Origin of the sequence: Catenulispora rubra (genome assembly GCF_015356825.1) — a bacterium.
Classification (GTDB): Bacteria; Actinomycetota; Actinomycetes; order Streptomycetales; family Catenulisporaceae; genus Catenulispora; species Catenulispora rubra.
The window spans coordinates 24,340-47,523 of record NZ_JAACYW010000037.1 but is presented as its reverse complement, the minus strand read 5'-3'; the positions used below and the strand labels follow the sequence as shown (position 1 = coordinate 47,523).

Annotated in this window: 18 protein-coding genes and 3 pseudogenes; 5 read left to right on the top strand and 16 right to left on the bottom strand. The window is 66.6% G+C overall.

Going from position 1 to position 23,184, the window contains the following annotated elements:
* Positions 1-33: 33 nt before the first annotated feature.
* Positions 34-1,665: a recombinase family protein gene (locus GWK61_RS13480; protein ID WP_194908687.1), complete on the top strand. Its 1,632-nt coding sequence runs from the start codon at positions 34-36 to the stop codon at positions 1,663-1,665.
* A 688-nt stretch (positions 1,666-2,353) separates the two neighbouring features.
* On the opposite strand, the gene GWK61_RS13475 is transcribed toward GWK61_RS13480, so the two are convergent.
* From GWK61_RS13475 to GWK61_RS13440, 8 genes are all read right to left on the bottom strand, one after another.
* Positions 2,354-3,595 carry an MFS transporter gene (locus GWK61_RS13475; protein WP_194908686.1) on the bottom strand — a complete coding sequence of 414 codons (1,242 nt, stop codon included), beginning with the start codon at positions 3,593-3,595 and terminating at the stop codon, positions 2,354-2,356.
* A gap of 32 nt (positions 3,596-3,627) precedes the next feature.
* A complete protein-coding gene (locus GWK61_RS59470; RefSeq protein ID WP_194908685.1) occupies positions 3,628-4,893 on the bottom strand; it encodes a M16 family metallopeptidase in 1,266 nt (421 codons plus the stop codon).
* On the bottom strand, positions 4,890-6,152 hold the full coding sequence (locus GWK61_RS13465; RefSeq protein WP_194908684.1) for a M16 family metallopeptidase: 1,263 nt from the start codon (positions 6,150-6,152) through the stop codon (positions 4,890-4,892). The genes GWK61_RS59470 and GWK61_RS13465 overlap by 4 nt, the downstream gene beginning before the upstream one ends.
* Before the next feature lie 40 nt (positions 6,153-6,192).
* A complete protein-coding gene (locus GWK61_RS13460; RefSeq protein ID WP_194908683.1) occupies positions 6,193-6,993 on the bottom strand; it encodes a DUF6065 family protein in 801 nt (266 codons plus the stop codon).
* Positions 6,994-7,019: 26 nt separating this feature from the next.
* On the bottom strand, positions 7,020-7,889 hold the full coding sequence (locus GWK61_RS13455) for a hypothetical protein (RefSeq protein WP_194908682.1): 870 nt from the start codon (positions 7,887-7,889) through the stop codon (positions 7,020-7,022).
* A complete protein-coding gene (locus GWK61_RS13450) occupies positions 7,867-8,217 on the bottom strand; it encodes a hypothetical protein (RefSeq protein WP_194908681.1) in 351 nt (116 codons plus the stop codon). Before GWK61_RS13450 ends, GWK61_RS13455 begins: the two co-directional genes overlap by 23 nt.
* Positions 8,214-9,560, bottom strand: coding sequence for a YcaO-like family protein (locus tag GWK61_RS13445; protein ID WP_194908680.1), 1,347 nt, complete (start codon positions 9,558-9,560; stop codon positions 8,214-8,216). Before GWK61_RS13445 ends, GWK61_RS13450 begins: the two co-directional genes overlap by 4 nt.
* Before the next feature lie 118 nt (positions 9,561-9,678).
* Positions 9,679-9,816, bottom strand: a complete 138-nt coding sequence (locus GWK61_RS13440) for a hypothetical protein (protein WP_194908679.1) — start codon at positions 9,814-9,816, stop codon at positions 9,679-9,681.
* 305 nt (positions 9,817-10,121) lie between these two features.
* Between GWK61_RS13440 and GWK61_RS13435 the strand changes: the two genes are divergently transcribed.
* Positions 10,122-12,503, top strand: coding sequence for a tetratricopeptide repeat protein (locus GWK61_RS13435; protein WP_194908678.1), 2,382 nt, complete (start codon positions 10,122-10,124; stop codon positions 12,501-12,503).
* Between the two features lie 253 nt (positions 12,504-12,756).
* Here the strand turns inward: GWK61_RS13435 and GWK61_RS56345 are convergent, their stop codons facing one another.
* Positions 12,757-12,900, bottom strand: coding sequence for a winged helix-turn-helix transcriptional regulator (locus GWK61_RS56345; protein WP_228562256.1), 144 nt, complete (start codon positions 12,898-12,900; stop codon positions 12,757-12,759).
* Positions 12,901-13,207: 307 nt separating this feature from the next.
* Entirely contained in the window at positions 13,208-13,726 is a 519-nt protein-coding gene (locus GWK61_RS13425; protein ID WP_194908677.1) for an MFS transporter, read from the bottom strand.
* A gap of 78 nt (positions 13,727-13,804) precedes the next feature.
* Here GWK61_RS13425 and GWK61_RS13420 point away from each other — a divergent pair, with 78 nt between their 5' ends.
* Together GWK61_RS13420 and GWK61_RS13415 are read left to right on the top strand one after the other, a co-directional pair.
* Entirely contained in the window at positions 13,805-14,794 is a 990-nt protein-coding gene (locus GWK61_RS13420; RefSeq protein ID WP_194908676.1) for an MFS transporter, read from the top strand.
* Between the two features lie 369 nt (positions 14,795-15,163).
* Entirely contained in the window at positions 15,164-17,545 is a 2,382-nt protein-coding gene (locus tag GWK61_RS13415) for a sigma-70 family RNA polymerase sigma factor (protein WP_194908675.1), read from the top strand.
* Between the two features lie 126 nt (positions 17,546-17,671).
* Here the strand turns inward: GWK61_RS13415 and GWK61_RS13410 are convergent, their stop codons facing one another.
* From GWK61_RS13410 to GWK61_RS60705, 3 genes and pseudogenes are all read right to left on the bottom strand, one after another.
* Positions 17,672-18,040 (bottom strand): hypothetical protein, encoded by a 369-nt coding sequence (locus GWK61_RS13410; RefSeq protein WP_194908674.1) that lies wholly within the window; start codon positions 18,038-18,040, stop codon positions 17,672-17,674.
* Between the two features lie 130 nt (positions 18,041-18,170).
* Positions 18,171-18,774: pseudogene (locus GWK61_RS60710) on the bottom strand (Rossmann-fold NAD(P)-binding domain-containing protein); the annotation flags it as partial.
* Between the two features lie 4 nt (positions 18,775-18,778).
* Positions 18,779-19,007, bottom strand: a pseudogene (locus GWK61_RS60705) (ATP-binding protein); the annotation flags it as partial.
* 69 nt (positions 19,008-19,076) lie between these two features.
* Here GWK61_RS60705 and GWK61_RS13400 point away from each other — a divergent pair.
* Positions 19,077-19,355 carry a hypothetical protein gene (locus tag GWK61_RS13400; protein ID WP_194908673.1) on the top strand — a complete coding sequence of 93 codons (279 nt, stop codon included), beginning with the start codon at positions 19,077-19,079 and terminating at the stop codon, positions 19,353-19,355.
* Between the two features lie 19 nt (positions 19,356-19,374).
* Here the strand turns inward: GWK61_RS13400 and istA are convergent.
* The 3 genes and pseudogenes from istA to GWK61_RS13385 all read right to left on the bottom strand — a co-directional run bounded on the left by istA (position 19,375) and on the right by GWK61_RS13385 (position 22,935).
* A pseudogene (istA, locus tag GWK61_RS13395) lies at positions 19,375-20,860 on the bottom strand (IS21 family transposase).
* Between the two features lie 301 nt (positions 20,861-21,161).
* Positions 21,162-22,388, bottom strand: coding sequence for a phytanoyl-CoA dioxygenase family protein (locus tag GWK61_RS13390; RefSeq protein ID WP_194908672.1), 1,227 nt, complete (start codon positions 22,386-22,388; stop codon positions 21,162-21,164).
* 235 nt (positions 22,389-22,623) lie between these two features.
* Positions 22,624-22,935, bottom strand: a complete 312-nt coding sequence (locus GWK61_RS13385) for a hypothetical protein (protein WP_194908671.1) — start codon at positions 22,933-22,935, stop codon at positions 22,624-22,626.
* Positions 22,936-23,184: the final 249 nt, after the last annotated feature.

Below are 23,184 nucleotides of genomic sequence, written 5' to 3'. Positions count from 1 at the left end.
GGACCAATGGGGCCAGATGCCATGATAGAGGACATGATCACGACCGAATACGACGGATGCGGGAAATGCCTAGTAGGTGTGCGAAGGCTGTCCCGCAAGGTCGACGCTACCTCTTCCCCGGAGCGTCAGCGCGATCAAGTGCTCGAAGCTGTCACGGCGGTGGACGGACACGTCATCGCGTGGGCCGATGACTGGGAGGTGTCCGGTGCGACCAATCCCCTCGATCGCCCGGCGCTCGGGCCGTGGCTGCGGGGAGAGATGGGGCCGTATGCCGGCATAGCGGGGGCGGCCGTGGACCGGATCGGGCGCAACCAGCGGGACGTGCTCAACACCGGGTACATGATGAAGGACGAAGGTCGCCTGCTGGTCACCTTCGGCCACCCGGGGCCGTGGGACCTGGACGACTCGAGCGATGAGATGCGCTTCTCGATGGAGGCGTTCGGAGCGCAGATGGAGCTCCGGGCGATCCAGAGGCGCAACCGCGACGAGACGCTTCGCGCGCGCACGGCCGGACAACCTAAGCAGAAAAACGCCTACGGGTACCGGTTTGTACGGCTCATACCGACCGGGAAGGTCGACCACGTCGCGATTGACGAGACCGCGGCCGAGGTCATCCGCACGGTGGCCGAGCGGCTACTGGCCGACGAGACCGGGAATGTCACCCCGTCGACCGAGGCAGTACGACTAACACGCACCGGAGTGCTGTCGCCCGCCGACCATCGTGCCGTGATGTACGGCCGCCAGCCCAAGGGCAGCCCGTGGACCCCCAAGGCCCTGCGTGACATCTTGACCTCCGAAGCAGCGCTGGGCTACCTGATGCACGGCGGGCGACCGGTGCTCGGTCCAGACGGTCACCCGCGACGGATCGCCCCGCCCCTGTGGGATCGCGCCACTCGCGATGCGCTCGTCGCGAAGTGCGCACCCAAGCGCGATGGCAAGCGCGCCCCTAAGGGAGTCAGCCTACTGTCAGGACTTGGATACTGCGGAACCTGCGGGCAGAAGCTGTACATAGCGGGGAGGACCGGAGGCATGGCCTACGGCTGCACATCCCGAGTGCGCGGCGTCCCGGCCGCAGCCGACTGCCAACCCGCCCCAACCATTGCCAAATCCAAGATGGACGAGATCGTCACCGAGTGGTTCCTCAACGAATACGGCCGCATCCCACTGTTCCGGCGAGAATACGACCCCGGCACCGGGCACGCCGCACGAATCGCGGAGCTGGAGGCGGACCGTGCGCGCCTCCGCGAAGACCGCAGCGCCGGGCTGTACGACCACGCCGACGACGCGAAATGGTTCCGCGAGCACTACGCCCGCATGGGCGCGGAAATCGAGCAGCTGAAGGCACTACCGGACCGGCCGGCATCAATGCAGTGGGTTATGACCGGTCTGACCGTCGCCGACCAGTGGAGCCAAGCCGCCGACAACGCCGAGCGCCGCGAGATCCTGGCGGACTACCAGATCAGAGCCGTCCTCTTCCCCCGGCGCGGCAACCCCCAGCGGGTATGGGTGCATGGTCTGGACCCCGACACCGCAACCGAGATCCGTTCGCAGGCTGCGGCAGCGGCGACCGAAAGCACGCCACATCCGGTTGCCGGTGTGCTGAGCAAAGAGTGGATCGGGCACATCCCGGACGGGGCCCAGCCGCTCATCGTCGCGGAATCCTGACCAAGCGACGTCGCCCTGATACGGACGCCGTGACGATGCGCTATCCGCACGAACCGGCGAGCTCTCAGTGCCAGGCGCACCGGCAACCTCGCCAGCGACACATCGGCCGGATGCCGCAGGTAGACGTGCCCAGCATGCGGCCCGATCACACTCCGGGCCTCGCAGGCGATTGTCGCCAGCGCCCGGCACAGCTGCCGGGCCCACGACATCACAGAATCCTGATGGCCTTCGGTCGACACCCGCCAGTAGATCGCGAATCTCAGACCACCCGCCACCAGCCGAGTAGCAGCGCGCGTACGGCCCGCGACCCAACCGACCAGGCCCTCTCGGTTGCCCAGGCAGGTCGTTGTTGCGACGGTATCGGACCTCGGGGAGCGCTCCGGAGTAGCAGCTAGGGCGAACAGGGCTGGTTTCGCCGTCTGGTTTCGTCTCGCCATAGGATCGCCACCTGTATCCGCTGGTGAAGGCCTTCTGCATGGCCGCACACTCGTGGGATCGCGCCGCACTCTTCTTCCTGGCGGCAGGCCAGGCAACGGGTCCCGACCTGCCGCCAAAGGTCACGTCCGCTGCTCGGGCCCGTCTCGCGTCCCGTCGCCGGCGAAGATTACCTACACCACGCCGGTGGACCCGATCGCTGTCAAGCTTCCGTTGTAACGGAAGCCCAAGGCGCTTCACGCCTTGGCGCTCCTCAGTTCGTCGAGCCGACGCGTATGGATTCCTCGTGTCCGGCTTCATCAAAGTCGGAACTCGCCGACCTGAAGAGAAGGCTCGTAGCGACGGCCCCGAGCAGCGCCGCCACCGAGGCGATCGCCAGGCGGTAATCCAGCACGGCTGCGGCTTCGGCGCCGAGAGCGATCGAGATCGCGCTGGGCGTGTTCAACGCGAACGAGAAGGCGGTGAACGTTCGTCCGAGCAGGAAATCGGGCGTCTCGTGCTGGATGGCAGTGGCGGCTCCCACTGACAGGCACGGAATCGCCACGCCGGTCAGCACCATCCCGAAGATGACCGGGGTGATCGAGGGAATCGCCACCAAGGCGGTTCCTGTCCCGAGGAAGGCGATGCCGAGCGCCACCACCGATGGGGGCCGCAGCCGGTCGAGGAAGGCTGCAGCTGCCAGGCCCCCGATCACGGCGCCGGCTCCTTGAGCCGCGCTCAAGACGCCGATGAAGGACACCGGGCGATGCAAGCCGTCGGTCACCACCGGAAAGATCAGCGTTTCCAGAAAGCCGACGACGAGCATCGTCGCGACGCAGGCCGCGGTGATGTCGCGAAGCGAGTGCTGACGGCGAAGGTGCCTGGCGCCGGCCAACACCGTGTGCCAGTAGCGCCCCGCTTCTGGTTCGCCAGGCGACTCCTCGATCTTGGTGAAAGACAGCATCACCGCGGCGACCACGAATGTGAGGAAATCGATCATGACCACGGCGTGCGCACCCGCCCACACCAGCACGCCAGCGCCCGCGGGAGGTGCGACGATCCGGATCGCTTGGCTCACCGAAGTGTTCATCCCATTGACTCGGCCCAAGTCGGCGCGCGGCACCAAGTCCGGCAACAGCGCCCCCGACGCGGATCCGGAGACGGCTCCGGACAACCCGTATGCGGCCATGACGGCATAGACGAGCCACAGGCCGTGACGCGGTCCGGCGAGACCAAGGCTCGCGACCGCGACCGCGGTCAGGATGTTCGTCCAGCGCAGGACGCTGAGCCGGCGCCAGCGGTCGATCCGGAAGGCCACGAGCGGTGTGATCGCGCCTCCGACGGCCATCGCGAAGAAGGTCAGACCGGCCCGGGATGCGCTACCGGTCGTCTGCCGGACCCACAGAGCGACGACGATGAACAGCATCTGGTCGCCGAAGGTCGAAAGCCATTCTGCTGCCAGAACCGTCAGTATCCGCTTGTCGGCCGACAACGCGCGCAGGATGTTGGGCTGCATACTCTCCCGCCGAGACTCCGAACCCGAGGATTTCATGATGCCAACTGGCGTTCGATCTCGTCCCGTGCACCCTCCAAGGCGACGGCCACGCCTTCGACGCCGAACATGCGCCGCGCCACGCTGTTCACCCGGTCAAGGTCCAGATCCGCGATCTGTCGGACCTTGTCGCCGAGGGGATCGCGACTCCTCTCGCCGTGGAAACCGGTCAACAGCCACTCCCCCACCGCCCAAGGGGTCTGATGCAGCGCCGGCCAGGTGGCCGCGTAGGACGCCTTGAGAACACCGAGCCGAGCGGCCGTGACGCCCTCGTCAGCGAGTTCTGTCAGCATTCGAAAGATCGAGGTCAGAGCGATTCTGGTCTTCTCCTTCGGCACCAGCGCGTCAATCAGGAAGAACCCGTGGCGCGCTCCGGATTCGTAAGTGACGGAAGGGCTGTAAGCAACGCCTTCTTGGTCGCGCAATACACGGTTCAGAGGAGACGAGGGACTGCCTCCCACAGCCGCTGCCAACAATTCGGCCACCAGAGAGTCGTCGTCTCCTGCTGCAGGCGCAACAGCGGCTACGCAGACCTTCACCATTCCCGAGTTCGGTCTGTCGATGACCTCGATGCCGTATTCAGGTGACACGACAGCCTGCTCGGGACTTGGCGCGAAGCTCTCTTCACGATCGACGGGGCACAAGTCCTTGAGCAGTTCCGGAACATGCTGGAGAACTCGGGCTTCGCCGAGATCGCCGACCAGCACCATGCGACCTCGTCGGCGACCGGCCGTGTGGCATCGTACGACGTCACTCAATGTCAGCTCGGCCACCGTCTCGTACGTCCCGTTCCACGGTCGGGCCAGGCGCCCGCGCCCACCGTACAACTGCGCGAGCAGCGACTGCCGCGCACGCCGACCGACCACGAACTCCTCAGAGACGACGTCCTGCAGATAGTCGCGACGGCTCATCTGGAACTCCGCGTCGTCGTAGTCGGCAGTCCGCACCTGATCGGCGATGATCCGAACAGCGGGAACGACCTGCTGTGGCAGTACTCTGGCTTGGATCCCCGCGCTATCGGGACCGGCGAACCCGCTCAATGCCCCTTCGGGGATACCGAGGCCGTCCATTGCCGCCATCATCCTGTCGGTGATGAGCCGGTACAGCAATGAGGAGACTCCGTCCTTCCCTGGGCCTTCCGCGAGCAGGCCCGGGCGAGTGCCGTATCCGAGGTAGAACATCGGGCACCCTGGCATATCGACCGCGATACCAGAGACGCCCAAGTCGAACAGGTACGTCGGCGTGGGATTGTCTCGAATCACTGATGACTCCCGACGTCGGGGCGGGGTTCTGACGGGACGTAGCAGATCGTCGCGCGATTGTCGTCGGACAGGACCGAGGCGGCCAAGTGGTTCACCATCTCCGGCGTGACGGCGCCGATCAGCTTGTCGTCGTAGCCGGGCTCCACACCGCTGCCATGAGTCCACACCGTCTTGGCCAGCGCCAGCGACCGCGTGCCGAGATCGCACCAAGAACTCGCAGCATCATGACGGGCCAGTAGGACGGCTCGATCCACTTCCTCCTGTGTGACTTCGGCCTTGCCCGACGCGAGATCACGCAGAACGGCGAGAAACCCATCAAAAGCGTGATCGATATTCACATCCGGACCTGGAGAAAAGAAACCGGTCAGATATGACGGTCGCCGTAGCAGGGGCCAGACATCAACGTAACCTTCCTGTGGGGCGATCAGATCGAGTCGCAGGACGAGTTCGCGGAAGATGCGTGAGCCTCGGCCGCGGCCGAGCAGGCCGGTGAGAACGGTGAGCGCGGCGTAATCGTGATGTCTGATGGAGGGCGCCCAATGCGTGCTGAACACCATGCGTGCGGGAATGCCGACGGCGGGAACCATGCGCATCCCTGCTGCGCCCAGTAAATGCCGTGCTGGCGCGTCGTTGGTACGGCCGTCCGATGTCAGGCCGTCAGCGCCGTTCACGAAAGCCTCGGCGGCATCCATGACAGCCTCCGGGCTCACATCCCCAACGACGCAGAGGACAGCGTTGCGCGCCGAGTAGTTCCGGCGGTGAAATGTTTTGACGCTAGCCAGGTCCAGCGTCTCAAGGTCCTGAGGACGGCCGCTCGGCAGATTACGGTAGCTGTCTTCCGGCAGAAGCGTGACCGCAAGCAGCTCTTCCAGCCACAACGCGTACGGACGATCGTCACACTCCTGCTGTCGCTCGTTGCGGACGACCCGCAGTTCGTCGCGATGTATCTGCTCGGAAACGACAAGTGGCGCTAGGCGTTTCGCCTCCCAGCGCAGGACGTCATGGATTCGATCGGAGGGAGCGACTGAGAAGTACGCGGTGAAGTCGGAGGCGGTCAGCGCGTTCACGCCGACGGCGCCGATACTCTCCATCCGCTCTGAATAATCCGCACCGCCAGCAGCCTCGATCCGAAACAGCAGATGCTCAAGCAGGTGCGCAGCGCCTCGCTCGCCATCGCGCTCGTCAGCGGAGCCGGCACCGACCAGCAGGCAGGTGCCGACCAGCGGCCGACGGCGGTCGGGACCGACGACGACGGCCATCCCGTTGGACAGAACGCGATGGTGAACCGGCCCGTGAAAGCTATCCCTCATCTTCGGCGGCCTTCCGTCGGCGCCGGCTCTCGTCGCGGTACGTGCCGGCCTTGACCGCGTTCACCCGGCGCATCCGGGTCTCCAGAAACTCGCGCCAAACGTCATCACCCATCGTCGCGACGCCAGGGCGACCTTCGGGCAGATCCAGCGCCCCGCGAGAGAGAAGCTCCTCCGGGACCGGCTGAAGCATCGCCATCGGGACCTCCCGATGGAAACGGACAACCTCGCCGGTCTTGGCGACCCGGAGCAGGACCGGGACGCAGAAGCGGTACCAGCTGGTTTCCAGGACGCCTTCGAGGATCTGGATGCCGGTCCGAGGAGGGAAGTTCGCGCAGGATCGCACGAGAAGCGCCCAGCCCGGCGCGGTCCTGGCCACGATGCCCGTCGAGATGTCGACCAGATCGGGGAGCATCGGGTCAGCGCCGATGAACATCGTCGCGTTCTCGCGCACAGCCTCTGCGTCCTGCGGGTGGGTGTCGACGACATCTTGCACCACCTCATCGGCCTGCGGCAGTCGCAATTCCACGCCGCCGGCCATCGACTGCCACCGGGTCGGCTCGTTGGCTGCCAGCAGCGTGAACTCCAGCGACTCGGCATTCCAGCGCAGTGCGAAGTCGACTGGAGGAAAGAGATACCAGCCAAGCCCTGTAGCCGCGGTGACCGGAGGGCAGTAGGACACGGCGCGCGACGGCAGCGCTCCCCGCGCGGCTGCCGACGGCGCGACGGGAAGCAGCGCATCGCGGTAGATCGAGTAGAACTCGGCGAGGGGTACACGGGTCGTGCTCGGCATCAGTACTCTCCGACTTGTGCGGGCTATCAGACTGCGAGAGTCGCGGCGAACAGGAAGTACCCCGCGATCGTGGCCACCGTGAACGGCAAGATCTTGCGCGGCAAGTAGGCCACGAAAATCACGTGCATCAGGCCGCCGACGAGCAGCGCGTACGGCCATAGCGCGGGGATGGCGAGGCCGATCGGAACGGCGGCCTCGGTGGCGACCGTGGCCGCCGCGAACGGCCGCCATCGTCGCTTGCAGATCTCGTGATCAGGTTCGATCATGGTTGACACGAACCAGCGGGGATACCAGGACTGACGCACCCGCGTCGTCCCCTGCAGCCGCCAGGCGTGCTCGAACATCCGGTGCAGGACGGCCCCTTCCATGAACTCCGGCGAGCGGAGTTTCCGGACGGCGGACGCCCAATACATCTGCCAGTACAAAAGGACAGCGAGCAATACGGCGAACGGCTCGTAGCGCAGCGTGGCGTGGTCAAGAGCGAAGGTACCGCGCTCACCGGAGCCAATGAAGGTCGACAGGACCGCGGCCGAGAGCATCAGCCAGGTCTGATTGGCCGGATTGAAGCTGAGTTCGAAGAACCAGGCGAGAGCCAGCATCCCGGAAGCGGGCTGAGGGAAGTACCCGGACAGCAGCAAGATCGCGGCGGCCAGCTTGAGGCAGTAGAGCACGTGATACGTGCGCTCCTGGCGAGGTAGGAGTGTGAAGACGCGTGCGTAGCGGAAGCCGACGAACCGGTCTCGATCGAGGTAGTGCCAGCCTCCGTCGCCCAGATCGAAGGCCCACTGCAGGATCGCCGCCAGGGCCAGGCCGATCCGGAACCAGCGGACGTCGGACTCCGATATCGCGCCATGGAATCCGGCTCGGATGTACTCATACATCCACGGGTGCGCCACGTCCCACACTCCGTGTTGTCTCGCCGGATCGCCCGACGGCGACCACGGTGCCAATCGGGTGGATTCCGTGCACGTCTCTGAGGAACTCCAAATACCGGTCGATCTGACCGTCGGTGCTGAAAGGGTCGAAGACGCCGGTCCGCAGGTCCTGGTCGATCCTTGAATCGAGCGTCATATTGGGGGACGTGTACAGGTCGAATCGATAGAACGCGATGCTGGAGTACATCGGCCACGACAACAGACCCGGCGGGTTGTGGAGTGCCGCGTATGTACCGCCGACAACCAGGAACACCAGCACCGCCGATCGGATCAGCTCGGTCGCGGTCATCGGACGGCGCCGCTCTCCGCCTCGTCGGCTTCGACGGCCGCCAGATCGTCGTCGGACAGTCCGAAGATCTCGACCCACCGGTCCCACCCACGTCCAGTGGGCGTTACCGGGTAGCCGTGCGTGATCTTGGCGAAGTCCTCAAGTCCAGGAACGGCCACGGTCACCACGGAGATGTGTTCGGATTCCGCAGCCACGGGCCGCCAGTAGATCTCGAAGCCATGGTGCTCCAGCGTCGTCTGGAGGAATGTCAGAGCGCTGTCCAGGGTCAACGTCCCGGTCTCGATGGGGGGACGGCGCAGCGGCTGCTCGGTCACCACGGCCCGGGACAGGACCTCATCGAGGTCGCACCGAAGCATCTGGCCCAGGACAGGCCAGTCGGCGAGCCGCTCCAACGCCCGCTGCTCGCCGAGGTGGAACTCCGGGTCGGCCGAGAGGGCGTGGCAGCCCTGGATCAGCTCCGTCATGGCGCGGTAGGCTGCGTAGCCTGGGGAGATCGAGCAGCCGAGCCCGCACAGGCTGGCCTGGTCTCCGGGGCGGGTGAGCACCGCCATGACGACGGGGATCCCCAGGTCGCTGGTGATATCAACGAGGCGTACCGCCCGGCCGCCTACGTCGCCGGTGCCGTGCTCGGCCGCCTCGCGGACGGCCTGGTAGACGTCGGCGAGCGCCCCGGTAAGGGACGCCGGTTCGATCAGCCTCACGTGCGGCTTGTCGACACAGAACCATTCGATAAGTGCCAGGGACTGTGCGTCGCGCTCAACGATTTCGCCCACGGCGTGCAGCAAGGCCTCATCGTGGTTCACGCCGGCCGCGGAGCCGGAGGTCCCCTGGTAGTTGAGGTACTGCTCGTATTCCAACTCGTCGCCGGGCAGCGGGTTGTCCCAGTAGCGGGCATCGGTGGGGAAGATCGGGTACAGCAGTGGCTCGGCGGTGGTGTAGCGGTGCATTTCGACGACGCCCATCTGGGCGTCGGGGTACTCCGTGGCCAGGTTCTGAATCATCCTGTTCTTGGCCAGAGCTGGCTGAGCGGCCACCTTGCGCGCGGTGGCGAGAGCAGCCCCACTCTGTTCCCGGCGGTCCACGGTGTAGCCCGCCGAATAGAAGTGTTCCAACGCCTCGAAGTACGAACCTACTTCGGACTGGTGACGGTTTCCCTTGCCGGCGGCACGCGATCGGACGTTGCCGTGCGCGTCCTCCAACTCGCAGTAGGACGTGGTGTACTCCGTCTCATCGAACGTGCGGAAGTATGCGTGGAACCCGAGGCGATCTATTTCGGACTGTGCGCTGGAAAGCGCGCTGACGGTCGAAACCGTGCGTTCGAATACTGGCGGAAAGTCAACCATGACGGAAACCTCGGATTCTGCAAAGCGGGCAGGATAGAGCGCCAGGCGGGAACGTCCCGGCGTCGGGCGAAGAAATACGCGTGGCCCGCCACCAGGCGGACCACGCTATATGGATTGACTACTTGGCGGCCGTCTTCGCCGTCTTCAGCAGCGAGTCCAGCACCCGGCGGTCCATGAAGGCCGGCGGGGCCGAGACCGGCTTGGTCTCCTTGAACTCACGGTTGTACTTGGGCGTCTGCAGGAAGTAAGTACCCATTTTCGTTTTCCCTTCGCGACTGTACTGATGAGTGGCGCAGACGGGACTGCACACCGGCGGCCGCCCGGTGACCCGACGTGAACTGCGAGCGCCGTCATTCATCGTCGATGACTATGGAGACGACAGTCCATACACCGAGCGCATCAGGAAACGCGTCCCACGTGATCTCAGGGCAGCTTCCGAGCGCATGGGGGGAAATCTCAAGAAGGGTTGAGACGGGTGGGATGCGGGTCGGCGTTCAACTGTTCAAGTCCTTGCGGCCCGGCGCCGTAAACTGTCGCCCTAGTTTCGGGGAGGTGCCGATCGTGCGGACCAACTGGGTACCGTTGCCAAGCGCTCTTGATGACGCTGCTCGACGGCTCGTCGAAGCGTTGCGTACGCTTAAAGACGAATGTGGCCTGACTTTGATTGAACTTGGGGAAAAGACCCACTACAGCGCGTCCTCGTGGGAACGGTGGCTGAACGGCAAGCGAGTGGTCACCCGTGCCGCGCTGATGAGTCTCGCTGATGTGACGGGTGCGGACGCCGACTACCTGGTGTCCTTGCTAGACCGGATCGGGACCGGCGCGACAGTCCGGGAGGCGGGCGATGGCATGGAGCCGCCGCCGACTCAAGCGTCCGGCGCTGGCAAGGCGGAAGGCTCCGGGGCCGGGATAAGCCGTCCCCGGCCGGCTGAGCTGCCGCGCGATGTTCCGGACTACGTGGGCCGCGAGCTTGAGCTCAATGCGCTGACATCCGCGTTGCAAGTCGCTGACCGGGATTCTCCTCCGGTCTGGGCGATCGTCGGGATGGGTGGGCTCGGCAAGACATCGCTCGCCACCCGTGCGGCGCACCAGACATCCTTCTGCTATCCCGGTGGAACATTGTTCCTCGACCTGCGCGGCGGGGGTGTCGCCCCCCTCGGCGTCGACACTGCCCTGCTCCGGCTTCTGCACTCCATCGGCATCGAGGATTCGGCCATCCCCTCTGATGTCGACGAACGCGCCGCGATGCTGCGATCCAGACTGGCAGAGCAGCGAATCCTCCTGGTTCTCGACAACGCGCTCGACGCCGCGCAGATCAGGCCACTGCTACCGGGGAGCCCCGATTGCGGTGTCATCATCACGAGCCGGAACCACCTCGCCGGGCTGGAAGGAGTACAGCGGATCGTTCTGGACGCGCTCTCCCCGGAGGACTCGCGCGCCCTGCTGGCGCAGATCGCAGGGCAGGAGCGCTTCGAATCAGAGCCCGACGACGGCTTGGCGATACTCTCCGTCTGCGCCGGCTTGCCGCTGGCTTTGCGTATTGCAGGCTCAAGGCTCGCGGTCCGTCCCCAGTGGGCGGCTCACACGTTGGGCCGGCGGCTTCAGTCGACAGCGAACGCCCTCGACGAGTTGGCCGTCGACGATCTGGCGGTGCGAGCGTGCTTTGAGACCAGTTACCACACGTTGATGGTGGACGGGGTGGAGCTCGGTGAGGCCCGGGCGCTCAGGCTGCTCGGGCTCTGGGAAGGTCTGGAGATCAGCCTTCCCGCCGCCTCCGCCCTGCTCGGCGTGGACCTGGACACTGCGGAGCGGGAACTTGAGCGTCTTACGGATATCAGTCTCATACAATCACCCGCTCCTGGGCGCTACCGCTTCCACGACCTCCTGCACTCCTTCGCGGCAGAGCGAGCCCGGCGAGAACTGCCCGTCGCGGACCAGCGCAGTGCCGTGGCGCGGCTGGCCGCGTGGTACGCGCACACCGCAGCGGCGGCATCCGATCTCATGTACGACGGCAGACCCACGTATGACATCGGAGGTATTGCGCGGCCGCAGCAAGCACTCTTGTTCGGGAGCGCCGACGAAGCCGTCAAGTGGTACGACAGCGAAAGCGCTGCCTTGGTCGCGATCAGCCGCCAGGCCCAGATGTTCCAGCTCGACGAGATCGCGGTGCTCCTGCCGCAAATATTCCAGATCTACCTGGAAAGCAAGTTCAGGATCGAGGAGTGGATCGACACCGCGTCCCACGGGCTGATCAGTGCACGCCGGATGGGATCGGAATTGCAGGAAGCCCATATACACACCACTCTTGCCACCGCCTACGTGCGCGTACAACTGCACGAAGAGGCCATGTCCCACGCACACAACGGCGTGACGCTCTACGAGCGTGCCGGTGACCAGATGAACCAGGCCCGAGCCATGGACCGGCTTGCGCGCGCATACGAGTTGGCGGGTGACCTCAACGAGGCTCGCACCTGGCTGGCGCAGGCTATCGAGGCCTTCGACACTTCGGGCTACGTCTACGGTTCGGCTGCCAGCCTCAACAGGTTGGGGATGCTCTGCAATGAGGCTGGTCTCGCCGAAGAAGCGGTGGTCCACCTGGAGCGCAGCCGAGACCTCACCGACCGTGCCGGTTCCTTGGGCGGACGGGCTGCCACTAGCAGCAACCTCGGCGAGGCCTACTGGAAGACGGGCCGCCACGAGGAGTCCCTGGCCGCCTTCACTCTGGCGGACCAGCTGTTCAAGGAACTGGGATTCGAGCCCGGAGCCGCAACGAACCTCGCGATGATGGGGAGCTTCTTCCGGGATACCGGCCATCCCGACAAGGCGTACGAGTGTTTCGTTTCCGCACTCGCCACGCTGGACGAATTGGGCCATCCGACGGCCGCCGACGTGCGGACCAAGCTGCATGATCTCTTGGCCTCAGGCCAGGTGCGGCAGTTGTAGATCGTCGCTGCCCGCATCCGCGTTGCGCCGCCAGATCGGGCGGGCGGCCCGCGCCACCGACCTGGTGCGAGCCTGCTTGTTCTGACGAACCTCGTTAGGCCGGCAGGCCGTCGCATGGTCCGAAGACTTCCGGCATCAGGGCTGCAGGCTCGGGACATCGGTGTAGACGGGGACGGTGGTCGCGAGCTCCGCGAACCCAGACACCCCGCCCGTCGCCGCCCGCGGGCTCACGTTTCCCTTCGATGGTCTCGGGTTACGCCTTGGCCTCCACCGCGGCACGGGCCCGCAACAGCTCATAGATATGAGCATCAACCCACTTGCATCGTACCTCGCGCAGCTCGTGCAGGGACCCGCCGAGTTCGGTGAGCTCGTATTCGACGCGCGGGGGAACCTTCATACGACGTGCGAGTGATCATCCCGTCTCGTTCCGGGGCCCTGAGCCACTCGGCGAGAACCTTCGGCGTGTTGCCTATGAGCGGGACCTACAATTCAAGATCAGAGTGCTGCAGAACATCGGGGCGGGATCTCGCTCATGAACCCGCCTTTCGCTACTTCTCCCCGCCGAGCGGCGAGGACGCACTGACGGCCATCAGTGCGATCACGGCACCCGCCAGGGCGATGAAAAGGCTCACTCTCGAGGAAATGACGAACCCGTGTACCGTGGCCGCGATCTTCGTCGCCGGGTCGTGCGGACGGGTGGCCAACTAGGCGGCGGCCGAACTGATCGAGATCGTGTTCAGCAGTACCGCACCGACTGAGCCTCCGGCCTGTTGCATCGTGTTCACGACCGCCGCGACGACTCCGCCGTCCCGCAGATCGCTCACGGACATGACGGTGCCGACGACAGGCACGGTGAGGATGCCCACCCCGGGGCCCATTACAGCCATCGACGGCAAGATGTCAGCCCAGTAGCCCGTATTCGCCGTGAGCCTTGTGGCCAGCAGCAGCGCCACGGCGTAGAGCACCAGGCCGACGGCCATCATCAGGCCGGGCCGCATCCTCGGCGCGAGTCGTCGGCCCAGTTGCGTCGACGAGATCACGGCCGTGCCGACGAAGCCCACGAAGGCCAGTCCCGCCTCGAAGGGCGAGTAGCCCAGCACCGTCTGCAGCTGGTACGTCATCCCGAGCATCAGGCTGAAGGTACAGAAGCCCCGGATCGCGGCAGCGTCGCGCACCGTGACAGGAGTCGGCGTCCAGCCCTCGACCCATGCGAAAACCCACACCAGCCGATCACCATCAGGGCCGCTGCCGACCAGCGGTGCCACAGGCGCACCGACCGCCTCGACGAGATCCAGCGCCCGGTGCGTCGAGCGCCACTTCGCCGCCGAGCGCGGATCTCCAAACTTGACCAGGCCTTCGGGCCGATCATCGGCGGCGTACTGGTCGGCGCACTCGGCTGGCGCAGCATCTTCCACATCAACCTGCCGATCAGGGCGACCGCCCTGATCCTGGCGGCGCTGCCCGGCCAGGTGGCCGCGGTCCTCACCCTGGCCGGCCTGGCCGCCGCATTCATCGAGGGTCACGCCGCAGAATGGACCAGCACACAGGCACTCGGCGGCATCACCGTCGCCATCGTGGCAGCGGTGTGGCTGGTGGTGCGTGAGCGCTCGGCGCCGCATCCACTGCTGCCTCCGGAACTGCTGCGCTCCCCACGGTTGCCGTCCTATGTGGGAATCGGCGTGTTGTTGTTCGCGGCGTACTACGGGCTCGTATTCACGCTCAGTCTCTATCAGCAGCAGGACCGACACCTGGGCGCTGCGGCGGCCGGCGTGCAGTTTCTGCCCTCAGCACTGCCGATCTTCCTGCTGCCGGTTGTGGCTGGACGGCTGACCAGACGCTACGGCCCGCACCGCGTCGTCGCGGCCGGGCTCGCGCTGGCCGCCGTCGGCACGCTCGCACTGGCGGCCGTGCCCGCGTCACACCCGGCGCTCGGGATCGGGATCGCACTGGCCCTGCTCGGCGGCGTGGGACTGACGGTCGGCCCGCAGATCGCCCTGGTCATCGGGACCGTCCCGCAGGACCGCGCGGGAATAGCCAGCGGCCTGCTCAACGCCGGGCGGCAAACCGGCTACGTGCTCGGCGTCGCCGTCCTGGGCGGTATCGCCGCGACACCCCCCGGCCTCGGCGGAGTACGCCACGCCGCGCTCGCAGCAGCCGCGATCCTGCTCGCTTCCCTTTACACGGCACGACCGCCGCGCGCCGCCAGAGCCGCGCACGGCCGTCTGCCTGGCGAAGCGAATGCAGCGGAGCTGGCGTCTTCAACAGCAGACGACCGCGCCGTGACTGGATAGCAGAAACCAATAGACAGGGCGAACGGTTGGCCGCCTGCCGCCGCTACAGCGGATCCGCCTGCGCGACGATCCACAGAAGCCTGATCGATCTCCCGGCCGGAGTCGCCACCCGCTTCTGAAACGTCCCCCCGCTTAGCCCGGCACCGGCGTTCAACACCCGTATGCACGGACTCGAACGGCAAAGAGAGGGGCCGAGCTGAACTCGCGAAAGGCGGCAAGCCCGCGCGCCAGTCGCCGCAGGCGTCACAGCCCACATGCCACCTTCGAACGGTTCGGCCACGATGCACCCGAGCTTTTCTGTTTTCTGGACGCGGGCAGTGCCGTCCCCTGGTTGTTCGCAAGAATCACCAGTGGAGGTAGGGAGCACGCATGCAGAGCGGAAGACGGGACGCGCTGGCCGATGAGGCACTGGTCGTGGCAGCGCAGGGCGGTGACCGGCGGGCCTTGGACGATCTGGTCGCCGCCTACCTGCCGCTGGTCTACAACATCGTCGGCCGCGCACTGGACGGCCACGCCGATGTCGACGACGTCGTGCAGGAGACGCTGGTCCGCGCTATCGAGAGGTTGACAGACTTGCGCGACCCGGCGGCGTTCCGGTCGTGGCTCGCGGCCATCGCGATCCGCTGCGTCCGCGACCGGTGGCGGGTCGCGCAGGTGCGGCCGGTCGCCGGAGCCGATGGCGGTTGGGGCGTCCCGCCGGACACCGCCGATCCGGGGGCGGACTTCGTCGATCTGACGATCCTGCGGCTGGAGCTGTCCGGCCAGCGGCGGGAGACCGCGCTGGCGACCCGGTGGCTCGACCCCGACGATCGGGAGCTGCTGGCGTTGTGGTGGCTGGAAGCCGCCGGCGAGATGAGCCGGGCCGAGCTCGTCGAGGCGCTCGGGCTGACCGCCGGGCACACCTCGGTGCGGGTGCAGCGGATGAAGCAGCAGCTTGAGACGGCCCGGACCGTCGTGCGCGCGCTCGCGGCGGTACCCAGGTGTGGGGAACTGTTCGAGCTGGCGCATCGATGGGACGGGCGTCCGTCTTCGGCCTGGCGTAAACAGTTCGGCCGGCACACGCGGGAATGCGTGCAATGCAGTGTCCATACGCAGGGCCTGGTCCCCACCGAGCGCCTCCTGGCCGGACTCGCCCTGGTGTCGGTACCGGTGCTGATCGCCGCCAGGTGGTCGGCGCTGATTGCGGCACACTCGTCGGCGGGCACGGCGATGGGAAGTGCGCGGCATGCGGCAGGCCACGCCAACCGGCCGGGGTGGCTGGCCGCTCACGGCTCGGCGAAGCTCGTCGCCGTCGTCGCAGGTGTGGTCGCGGTCGCCGGTGCCGGGATCGTCTACGCGTCGGCCGGCACGTCGGCTCGGCGGCAAGTCGTCGCCGCACCGGCAGTGACGCCGAGCACGCATCCCTCCGCGAGCACCACCTCGGCGGTGCCGACTCCCCCGCCGTCCTCGCGATCGACGTCCGCGACCACGCCGTCGGCGCCGCATCCGACGAGCGCGTCCCCTTCTCCCGGGCTGACGACGTCCAAGTTAGGCCTGCCTTCGGCGCTGTCCTATCTGTCTTCCGGCTACAACGAGATGCCGGAGTGGACGCGCATCGACACCGAGACCGCGCCTGACGGATCTGTGCAGGTGGCGTGGCCCGGCACCGACGGGGTCCACGTCACGCCGCTGACGGCCGCTTTGCAGCGCCGCGGCCCGGATGTCGTGGTGGCCGGAGCACGCGAAGTCGGCGGTCTGGTGGCCCAGAACGACGGCTTCGCCTTGCTGACCAGAGTCCCGGACAGCAACAAGTGGGGCGACACCGCCGCCGCACTCGTCCGGTACCGCAACGGAGCCCAAGTGTTCATCGGAAGGCTGACCGGCAGCGCGAGCAACGACACCGCGCCGGTGCTGGACGGCTCGCTCAAGTGGAACGGGACCGAATACGGGGCCTACTTCGTCGTCCACGGCGCGGGCGGTTTCGCCGACGGCCACTACGGCGACAAGCTCGTCTATGTGAACGGTAACGGCGCCGCGGTGTCAGGGGGCTGGGACTGGGGGTGCAACCACAACGAAGGCATCGCGCTGTATCCGGAGGCTTCGGCGCCGTTCACGTCGTTGTGCTTCGACGACTGGCGATCGGGCCTGTTCGTCAGCACCGGGATCGGCGCCCCCGACGAGGCCCCGGTCGTGCAGCGGGAGCAGTGCTGGGCCGGCTACTGCGGCGGCGACTTCCCGGGGAACGCCGGCGCCATCGTGAAATCGCCCTCGGGACGCTACGCCACAGCCTTCGCCTCGCGCGGCAGTGCCTCCGCCGCCAAGAACCCCGCCGACAGCAGCGGCCGCGGCTGGACGGTGACCCCGCGCACAGGCACCCACCAGGTGGCGGTGGCGTTCCTGAAGGACGGCTCCACTCCGGCCGGAAGCCCGGTGCTGCTCACCGACGAACCGGGCACCGACCACGTGAACGTGCACATCGCACCGCTCCCGAACAGCCGGCTGCTCGTCTCGTGGGAAGACGTCCTCGGCGCCTCCTGCAACGCCGGGACGTGCACCGGCAAATTCGGCGGCACGCACCTGCGCGTTATCGACTGGTCCGGCCGGGCGCAGGGCGCGGACCAGGTGGTCGATGCGCGGATCGCCGGGGACATTGCGGCCCTGCCGGATGGGAGCCTGGTGTGGGCATATGTCGATGCCACCCCTGACTACAGCGGCCCCTTGTCTTCGTCTCCCACGTCGAGCACTCTGACGATCGCCAAGCTGGTCGATTGATGGCCCTGACCACACGGGCAGCAGCTGCTGATTGCGTCGCAACGCGGAGCTCCGCCCTCGGATACATGCGCCGAGGGCGGAGCCGCGTCGTGCTCGGTTAAAGGCAGTCCGCAGTAGCAGACTCGATCAGACCGGTATGCACTTGAAGACGTCGAGGTACGTGATCTTCCCGAAGTTGTAGACGTATTCCGTATAGCTTCCGTACGTCTGCGTCCCGTAGTTGGCCGAGGTCATCGTCACACACTGGTCACTGGGCACGTACAGCGCCTGCATGCCCCAGATCGCGACCGATCCGGCGCCAAAGCCGAAGCAGTCGGTACCCGGCGGGTACCCGGCAAGGCTGAGAGAAGGCTGGAGGGCCACTGTGCTGTTGGGGGTACATCCGGTTCGGTCCACAGCGGCCGGCCGAACGCTGGCGTGCGCCGCTGCGGTTCCGCCCAGCAGTGCGAGCGCCGCAGCCGCAGCGGTGGTGATGAAGCGAGACGACTTGCGCATAGGTTCCCTTTCTCAAGCGTCGAAAGCATGGGTCAGGACGCGGAATACCGGTCCCTGCGATCAAGGATTCAGGACGCGTGGGGCGGTGTCGTTGGCGTAGCGTCGCCGGTTTCTATGCTCAGAGTCTCGTCTAGCTCGGGCTTGGCCGGATGCCCGGCTGGTGATCTAGGAAGGCGTTGGTGTTCTCGGCCACCCACTGCTGGAACAATCGGCCCGGGACTCCGGTGACCCGCGTGACGGTGTCGCGTACCTTGAGCAGCTCGTCGTTGACGTCTCCGCCCATGACGTCGAGCACCGCGTCGGCGGCCTCCGCCCCGAAGGCCGCGGCCATCTGTACGTGGGCGGGCCTGCCCGCGGGTGATCTCGACGAACGGCACCTCCCGACCGAGCGCCGTCGCGATCGCCTCGACCTGCTGCCGGGCGCTGAGCGCTTCAGGACCGGTCAGGGCATACGTACGTCCGTGATGGCCCGGCGCGGTCAGCGCCACGCGCGCCACCGACGCGACGTCTGCGGGGTGGATGGTCGGCAGCGCGACGTCTGCATACGGGGCGCGGACGGCTTCGTGACTACGGATCGAAGTGGCCCACATCAGAGTGTTGGAGGCGAACTGCGTCGGCCGAAGAGTAGTCCAGGCCATACCGCTCTTCTTGAGCAACTGCTCCACTGCCAAGTTCTCGCCGGCCGGGCCCAAATGCGCGTGGGTCTGGACGGTGATTGACGAGACCAGCACGACTGTGGAAGGTCTTGCCGGTGGGGAACGCGGCGCGTTGGCGGCGGGTGCGCAGGTTGGAGGCGTCGCGGCCGGCGGCTTCCTCGGCCAGCAGGGGCCCGGACGACCTCGGCGGGATCCCAGCGCTGGGCCTTGGCGACCGGCACGATCTCGTCCAAAGCGGCGCCGGAGGTAGCAGCAATCGCGGAGGCCGGGGCCTGGATCCGTGGCCTGGGCGTGGTGACGGTGTCGGTCATGGTGTGGTCGGCTTTCTGTCGTTCGTGGCGGTGTCGGGGAAGTGATCGGTTCGGATAGGTTCTTCGGCTGTGACTGAACTCGACCCGCTGGTGGTGCCGCTGGCCAGGATCGTCGTCGAGCTGGCCTGGCTGTTGGAGGACTCCATCGACGACGATGGCGAGCCCCGCAGCGCATCCAAGACGTTGGACTGGATCGCGTTCGTGTTCGACGGCCTGGAGCCGGAGCAGCGCGGGCAGCTGACCGGCGTGATCACTCAGCTGGCAGCCGAAGCCCAGCACGGAGCGCAGCGGGAGTTCTTGGAATCGTTCCCCGAGGCATTCGGCCTCATCGAGGACGACGAGGAGTAACTCGAAGCCGGTAACTGGCTCAACTGGCCGATCCGAACCCTGACCAGGCAGAGGTTCCCGGTTGCAGGCTGTGGGCCTCGCCGGGCCTGGTGGGCTCGGCATCGTCGTGCTCGACCTGGTGCGCCAGGATCGCCATCAGGTCGCCGTCGGCGAACCGCTCCACGGTCGCCGCAGTGCCCAACGCCCGGCCGACTTCGGCGGCGCCGTGCAGCTTGGCCAGGGTAACCGCGTCGGCCATCTTCGATCGGACGTGCCGGATCCCGGCTTCACCCGCCTCCTGCAGCCATAGCGCCGCGCCTGGTCCGATGGCCAGGAACTTCGCCTCGGCCGGGATGGTTGGCTTGGGGGTCCGTTCCCCGCGTGAGCCGGCCGGGTAGTGCGCGCCGTTGATGCTCGGGATGCCCGGAGTGGAACGCAGATGCCGGGCGACCTCGACCGGCTACCGGTCCACCATCGCGGTGACAATCAGGTCTTGGCCGTGGAACCGGACCCACACGCTGTCGTCGATCAGCGTGTGCGGCACCGAGTAGCGGACCGCCTCCACCTGGATCGTGGCGTCCTTACCGACCCGGCGGGACTGCCCGGAACGCCGCGGTGAACGCCCGCTCGGGCACCGGATGCAGCCGATACTGCTCCTCGGCCAGCATCTCGGAGGGGATCCGGCGGGTCTCGCGGTGTCTGCGGCCGTTGACCTCGGCCATGAACGCATCGCAGGCCTCGACCAACTCTGCGAAGTCCTCGAATGCCGGCCGCAGGTTCACCTCGGTGGGCACCAGATCCCGCTTGGCGATCCGGACCGTGGCCTCCGACCCGCCCTTAGACTCCGGATCCGCCGGCATGCAAGTCCGCACCACCGTCCCGTAGTAGCGGCCGATCGGCACGATCTCCGGGTTGCGCATCGCGATCCTGGCGACGTGCTCGACGGTCACGGTCTTCTCGTTGTCGGTCAGGCAGTAAGTCGGCACCCCACCGATCGTCCGGAACGTGGCGTCCAGGCAGGAAGCGACCGTCGGCAGCGTCTTGTCGAACACCGGGATCACCACCCGGAACCTCGACCAGGCCAGCCAAGCGCACCACAGCTGGACCTGCCGACCGTCGATCTTCGGGCCCCAACCCCAGTCCCACTGCAGCCACATCCCCGGCTCCGGGATCCACGGCCGGTAGACCCGCCGATTCCCGGCCCGATACGACTCCTTCGCCGCCGCGACCGCCCGCCGGGTTGTCCGGTCGGTGCCGCCGAACCCCATCGCGACGATCTTCTTGTGAACAGCGTCCGCGCCGATCTTCCCCAGCGACCGCTCGACCAGCTCCTCGACCTTCGGCAGAAACTCGTCAATCAGCTTGGTCCGCGCGGCCGGCTCGGTCGGGTCGACCCCGTGCCCGCGCAGCTGCACATACCGGCGCACCGTGTGGTGATCGCACCCGGCCAGCTCCGCCGCCTTGCGGTAACTACCGGTGAGGTCATAGGCCTCAAGTATCTCCATGATCTCCTCAGCGCTCTTCACCCGGACCACTGTGGATCATGGGTCCGGAACATCCGCGGGGAGACCCACTGTCCGTCAGTGGGGAGCTTTCATGTCCGCCAGCGGGGAGGCGGACTGACCACAACGGGGAGTTTGCCGTGTCCGCTGACAGACCTGGCTGAACCCCACTCCTCAGCGTGGCCGTCGGCCTCGAGACACTTCATCCCAGGCGTTCAGTCGAAGGCTGAACAGCCCGCGCAAGCCAACGGACTGAAAGATCCCCCGCCAGAGGGCAACATGGCACCCCGCCTCAGCCGCAGAAACAACGGACGCCGCAGAACCGTCACACGCCGGGCGTATCAGCGGACGTGAGAAGGATGTCGGACACGCGCTCGCGAAGGTCCAGCAGCGCGCGCCCCTCATCGACCTGTTCCTCGCGCGGGGCGAGGCCGAAGCCGGTGTACATGACTCTGCGTTCCTCGATCAACGGCGGTGTCGACTCGTGCAACGTGCAGGACAAGTGCACCGTCAGGTCTCCCGGCTCGGTCGGGATGGCGATGACGGGCAGGTACGGCGCCGACTTCGCGATCTCGACCGGCATCACGACGCGGTGCGAGCCCGCGACGACCCGCAGCAGACCGTTCGCCTCGCTGCTCGCCGTGACGGCGATCCCCACGGTCGCCCCCGAGCAGATGTAGGCGTGCCGGCCGAAGTGGCAGTCGCGGTGGAAGCTGACATCCGACGCTCCGGCCACGACGCCGGGTGGCTTGATGAGCGCTTCTATGCAGCGACCTTCGACCGGACTCTGAACGAGGTCGTCGGCGGCGGCGAGCATATGCCGTAGTTGCTCCCAGCGAGTGCCCCGCAGAATCGCCGCGGTGGTCGATGAGCGGTCGACGAACTCCTGGAGCCGGACGCACTGACGGGTGCCGTCGGCGAGTTCGGCCCACCACGAGCGGCCGTCGCCCTCGCGGTACTCGGGAAGCGCACGGTCGATGTCATCGGAAACACGCGCTACGTCCGCCGGGTCCACCCAGCCGCGCAGGTGCAAGAAGCCGGCCTCGCGCAGGAAGTGGGCGATGTCCGCCGGATCGTCGTCCGGGGTGAAGACGCGGGCGAAGTCAAGCGGCTCACCGTGCCGGTCGAGGAATTCGATCGCGTCGTCGACAATCGGCCAGCCCTCGAACAGCGTGAGCCACAGCGAGTCCCACAGGGATAGGTCACGCTGGCTGCCTCCGCGATAGCGCAGCTCGCGTGCGGTGATCAGCGCGTTGAACGAACGCTGGTTCTGCACCCAGTCGGAGAACTCCTGCTCGCTGAGGGTCACGACGAGCGCGCCGTCCGCGATGCCGCGCGAGACGAGCAGTTTCGCACCGTCCCGCGAGAACGTCCACGATCCGTCCCCGACCTCGATGGCGAGCGGCGGAGCGTCGAGCGCTTCGATCCCCTGGGCCACGAGCGCCCCGTGTCGGGCGGCCAGATCAGGGAACTCATGCGCCAGGAAGTCCTCGATGCCGACCTGGCGCAGGTCAGCGTCGCGACGAGTGCGACGATCCAGTGCGATGGGCATAACAGTCCTCTCCTGCGGTACTCGGCCAGTACGTTTCCGCAGCGTTTGGTACTGCGCATTAGTAGGCCTGGCGCGCAAGCTAGCAATCAGAGCTAATGCGCACAAGTAGAGTCGCCGAAAGGATCACTGGTACTCGAAGTGCCTGCACCGCGTACAAATCCCGACGTTGATCAGGCCGGCCGACGAGATAGCCGGGACCTGACCTTGCCACGCCGGGGCCTCAGTCCGCCGTTCGCTACTGATCGTCGACTTCTACGACGGTTTTCCTCAGCCGCTCGCGCACAGGAGCCAGATCGCCACCAGTGGTGTCGAAGGGATGCAGGTGTCTGCGAACGGCACGGTCGAAGCTGCGGCGGAGAAGGGCGGCGCCGGCGCTGAACGACACGACCGTCATACCGACGGCGGACATCAGCCCTTGGTCGCCGGCGACTCCCGCCGCAGCGATCACGGCCACAACGAGGCTGCCCAGGAACAGGAACCACAGCACCCGGGTAGAGGACAGAAGGGGCTTCATCGACTTCCCTAATGAGTTCTGGGAGTGAGCCATCCGGCAGACTCCTGGATGGACAGCCGCCGACAGGTGAGCACTTGGTTTCCCAGGACTTCGAGTCCTGCTGAAAGATCGTGCCCCTGTCGGTCGGCCGGGAGAGTTGATCGCTGATGGGATGTCGTGCCCGCCCGATCTGGGCGTGAGCACTGGTTCATTAGGTCGCTGATAGCTCTCCGGCAGGCTGGCGAAGCGATGGGGCGGACGAGGGAGGGGCTGTGCGGCTGTTCATCGGAGACGACTGGGCCG